Source organism: Nocardiopsis sp. TNDT3, from assembly GCF_003427465.1.
GTDB classification, from domain to species: domain Bacteria; phylum Actinomycetota; class Actinomycetes; order Streptosporangiales; family Streptosporangiaceae; genus Nocardiopsis; species Nocardiopsis dassonvillei.
Genome location: NZ_QPFC01001244.1, coordinates 1 through 4,432, shown reverse-complemented (window position 1 = coordinate 4,432; position 4,432 = coordinate 1). Strand labels below are relative to the sequence as shown.

At 73.4% G+C, this 4,432-nt stretch carries 4 protein-coding genes; 2 read left to right on the top strand and 2 right to left on the bottom strand.

Annotated features, from left to right (window positions below):
• Nucleotides 1–35: 35 nt before the first annotated feature.
• The gene (locus tag DQW06_RS26395) at nt 36–491 is read right to left on the bottom strand and encodes an ANTAR domain-containing protein (RefSeq protein WP_174546883.1); all 456 of its coding nucleotides are present in this window, start codon (nt 489–491) and stop codon (nt 36–38) included.
• Nucleotides 492–637: 146 nt separating this feature from the next.
• Nucleotides 638–898, bottom strand: coding sequence for a mycoredoxin (locus DQW06_RS26390; protein ID WP_013154812.1), 261 nt, complete (start codon nt 896–898; stop codon nt 638–640).
• Between the two features lie 247 nt (nt 899–1,145).
• Between DQW06_RS26390 and DQW06_RS26385 the strand changes: the two genes are divergently transcribed.
• Entirely contained in the window at nt 1,146–3,272 is a 2,127-nt protein-coding gene (locus DQW06_RS26385; RefSeq protein WP_117199515.1) for an ATP-dependent DNA helicase UvrD2, read from the top strand.
• Entirely contained in the window at nt 3,265–4,176 is a 912-nt protein-coding gene (tesB, locus tag DQW06_RS26380) for an acyl-CoA thioesterase II (protein WP_071622687.1), read from the top strand. Before DQW06_RS26385 ends, tesB begins: the two co-directional genes overlap by 8 nt.
• Nucleotides 4,177–4,432 lie beyond the last annotated feature (256 nt).

The following is a 4,432-nucleotide window of genomic DNA, read 5'->3' as shown; positions in this document are numbered from 1 at the left end:
GTTTCGCTCGGGGCCCCGCCCGGCCCGTCGCCGCGCTAGCGCGAACCGGGGGAGGCGCCCAGCTCGTCGGGCAGCACGGTGAGGGGGCTCGTGCTGCTCTCCACCACGTCCCGCGCCAGGTCCGCCACCTTGCGCCCGCGCGAGCGCGCCGAGGAGCGCAGCCGCTCGAAGGCCTCGCGGGGCGCCATCGTGTGCCGCTCCGCCAGGACCCCGATCGCCTGCTCCACCACCACGCGCGACTGCAGCGCGTGCTCCAGCTGCGCGATGGTGTGCCGCAGCCGCTCCACCTCCGAAGCGCCCTCCGGCGCCCGGCCGGGCGCCTGGGAACGCGGGGTCCGGGTCCCCGACTCGCCGGTCAGCAGGTCCGCCAGGACCATCGCGCTCACCAGGTCGGGCACCTCCTCGCCGTCGCCCACCCGCCACCCGGCCGGGGTGCGGCGGACCACACCGGTGTCCACCGTGTCGGCGACCGCAATGTCATGAGGCCTCATGTCCTCCCCCAACTCCACACTCCCCGTCGTCATCGTCCGAGTCCTTGGTGACCCGAGCGCCGTCGGAGGTGCACCGCCGAAGGCGGGCCCCGCGGTGCGGGCCGCGGGACCCGCCCTGGGGCGTGGTCCGCGGCCCGCGTACCGTCCTACGACAGCTCGGCCAGTTTCTGCTTCACCTGAGCGAGCGACGGGTTGGTCATCGCCGCACCGTCGCTGAAGACCAGCGTCGGAACCGTCTGGTTGCCGTTGTTGGCCCTCATGACCAGTTCCGCGGCCTCCGGGTGCTCCTCGATGTTCACCTCACGACCGGTGATCCCCTCGCGGGCGAGCTGGCTCTTGAGCCGCTTGCAGTACCCGCACCAGGGGGTGGTGTACATCGTGAACTGTTCGGTCGCCGCGCTCGTCATGTCGCTCACGTCCTTCTTTCGTCTACGGTCGATGGGTCGGTCCGGTCATCTCAACACCGAGGGGTCCGGACCGCTTCCCGGGACCGCGTGACACAACGTGGGACGCCTCACAGGACCAACTGGTTCTGGAATGTCTGATGTGCCTCCCGCGGCCCCGGCGGCGGGCACGGGGTCCGATCCGCTCCCCGTCACGGCCGATACTTGAGAGACTGGGACCCCATCCACCCCGACCCTACGCAGGAGCACCATGGATCCCGACCGCGTCCTGGAGGGACTGGACCCGGAGCAGACCCAGGCCGCACGCGCGCTGCGCGGCCCCGTGTGCATCCTGGCCGGTGCCGGGACGGGCAAGACCCGGGCCATCACCCACCGCATCGCGTACGCGGTCTCCAGCGGTGTGGTCGCCGAGCAGCAGGTCCTCGCGGTCACCTTCACCGCGCGCGCCGCCGGGGAGATGCGCGGCCGGCTGCGCGCCCTGGGCGCCCCCCGCGTGCAGGCCCGCACCTTCCACGCCGCCGCCCTGCGCCAGCTCTCCTTCTTCTGGCCCCAGGTCGTGGGCGGCGAGAAGCCCACCCTCATCGAGAGCAAGCTCCCGGTGGTCTCCCGCGCCGCCCACTCGGTGGGCCTCCAGCCCGACCGCAACGGCCTGCGCGACCTGGCCGGCGAGATCGAGTGGTCCAAGGTCACCCAGGTGCGCCCCACCGACTACGACAAGGCCGTGGTCAAGGCGGGCCGCCAGCCCCCGCTGCCCGCGGGCGAGGTGGCCCGGGTCTTCGAGGCCTACGAGGACCTGCGCCGCGAGCACAACCTCCTCGACTTCGAGTCCATGCTCGAACTCACCGCCGGCATGATCACCGAGTACCCGGCCATCGCCCAGCGCGTGCGCGAGCAGTACCGGTACTTCGTCGTCGACGAGTTCCAGGACGTCAACCCGCTCCAGCGCCTGCTCCTGGACGCCTGGCTGGGCGACCGCGACGACCTGTGCGTGGTCGGCGACCCCAGCCAGACCATCTACTCCTTCGCCGGGGCCACCCCCGGCTACCTGACCGGGTTCGGCGCCCGCTACCCCCACGCCACCGTGGTCCAGCTGGTCCGCGACTACCGCTCCACCCCCCAGGTCGTGCGGGTGGCCAACCACGTCATCGCCCAGGCGCGCGGCACGACCTCCGCCCAGCACCTGACCCTCCAGGCCCAGCGCCCCGACGGCCCCGACCCGATGTACCAGGAGTACGACGACGAGCTCGCCGAGGCCACCGGGGTCGCCCGCAAGATCAGCGTCCTGCTGGAGGGCGGCACCCCGGCCAGCGAGATCGCGGTGCTGGTGCGCACCAACGGCCAGTCGGCCTCCTACGAGCAGGCGCTGACCGACGAGGGCGTGCCGTTCACGATGCGCGGGACCACCCGGTTCTTCGAGCGCCCCGAGATCAAGCAGGCCGTGCACACCCTGCGCGGCGCCCGGCACGGGGCGGCGGGGGAGGAGGCCGAGCCCCTGGTGCGCACCGTCCGCCAGCTGCTCGGACAGCTCGGCCTGACCGAGAGCGCGCCCGAGGGGCGCCAGGCCCGCGAACGCTGGGAGTCGCTGACCGCGCTGGCCCAGCTGGCCGAGGACATGGCCGCCGCGCCGAGGCCCGACGGCAGTCCGGTGACCATGGCCGACCTCGTGGACGAGCTCGACGTGCGCATGGCCACCGAGCACGCGCCCGGCTTCGAGGGCGTCACCATCGCCTCCCTGCACGCGGCCAAGGGCCTGGAGTGGGACGCCGTCTTCCTGGTCGGCCTCACCGAGGGCATGATGCCGATCATCTACGCCGAGACCGACGAGCAGGTGGAGGAGGAGCGCCGCCTGTTCTACGTGGGCGTCACGCGGGCCCGCGAGCACCTGGCGATGTCGTGGTCCCTGGCCCGCTCGCCCGGCGGCAGGAAGACCCGCAAGCCCTCCCGCTTCCTCGACGGCCTGCGCCCCGCCTCCCCGTCCACCGCCTCCCGGCGCGCCGAGCGCCGCAAGGGCGGCGTGACCCGCTGCCGGGTGTGCTCGGCCACCCTCACCGACGCGGCCGAGCGCAAGCTGGGCCGCTGCCTGGACTGCCCCTCCAGCTACGACGAGGCCCTGCTGGAGCGGCTGCGCGACTGGCGCCGCGCGTGCGCGCAGGAGCAGAAGGTGCCCGCCTACGTGATCTTCACCGACGCCACCCTCCAGGCCGTCGCCGAGCAGGAGCCCGGCAGCCTCACCCAGCTGGCGGCGGTGTCCGGTGTCGGCGCGGTCAAGCTCGATCGCTACGGTGAGGCGGTACTGGCGCTGGTGGCGGGCGCGGACCCGGCGGACGTCATGGACCGCCGGACCGAGGACGACGGGGAGGAAGCGGCGGATGAGTGAGAGCGCCGACGCGCAGGCGCGGGGCCAGTCCCTCGCCGACCTGCTGACCGTGCTGGACCTGGAGCGGATCGAGGACGACATCTTCCGGGGCAGCAGCCCCGAGGAGGGCCCCCAACGGGTCTTCGGCGGCCAGGTCGCTGGCCAGGCGCTGGTCGCGGCGGGGCGCACCGTCCCCGCCGAACGCTACGTGCACTCCCTGCACGCGTACTTCATACGCCCCGGCGACCCCTCGGTGCCCATCGTCTACGAGGTGGACCGCGTCCGGGACGGCCGCTCCTTCACCACCCGGCGGGTGGTGGCCATCCAGCACGGCAAGCCGATCTTCACCCTGTCGGCCTCCTTCCACAAGGAGGAGCCGGGCCTGGACCACCGGATCCCGATGCCCGACGTCCCGCCGCCGGAGGAGCTGCCGAGCACGCGCGAGCGCCTGCAGGAGGCCTTCGGCCGCGTGCCCGGGTTCGTGCGCTGGCACCCCATCGAGCTGCGCCCGGTGGGGCCGCTGTCCTACGAGGCCGAGCGCGATCCGCGGCTGCGCACCGCCAACAACCCGGTGTGGCTCAAGGTGGACGGCAAGCTGCCCGACGACCGCCTCACCCACGTGTGCCTGATGACCTACGCCTCGGACATGACCCTGCTGGACACCGTGCTGCTGCGCCACGGCCGCTCCTTCGCGGGGATCTCCATGGCCAGCCTGGACCACGCGATGTGGTTCCACCGGCCGTTCCGCGCCGACGAGTGGCTGCTGTACGCGCAGGAGGCGCCGACCGCCCAGGGCGCCCGCGGTCTGGCGCGCGGGCTGGTCTACACCCGCGAGGGCGAACTCGTGTGCTCGGTGGTGCAGGAGGGACTGATCCGGGTGGTGGACGCCGAGGGCTGGTCCGACACCCTTCCGGAACCGCTCTAGCGGACCGGCCGGAACCGTCGTCGGTCTGAAGCGGGGGTTCTGACCTGCGGTGATCCTGTACATGTGGCGAGGTCGGAGCGTCCGGCCTCGCCGTACGTACGGGATCACGGTGGACGACGCGGGCCCGGGCGCCCTTCCGGGCACCGCGGTGGGCGCCGCCGCGCCGCTCCCGGAGACCGGGACGGAGGAGGCTCGGGCCGCCCGCCGTGACCGGGGCCTCCCCGCGTCGCGGGCGGGGCGTCGGCAGGGCGCCCGG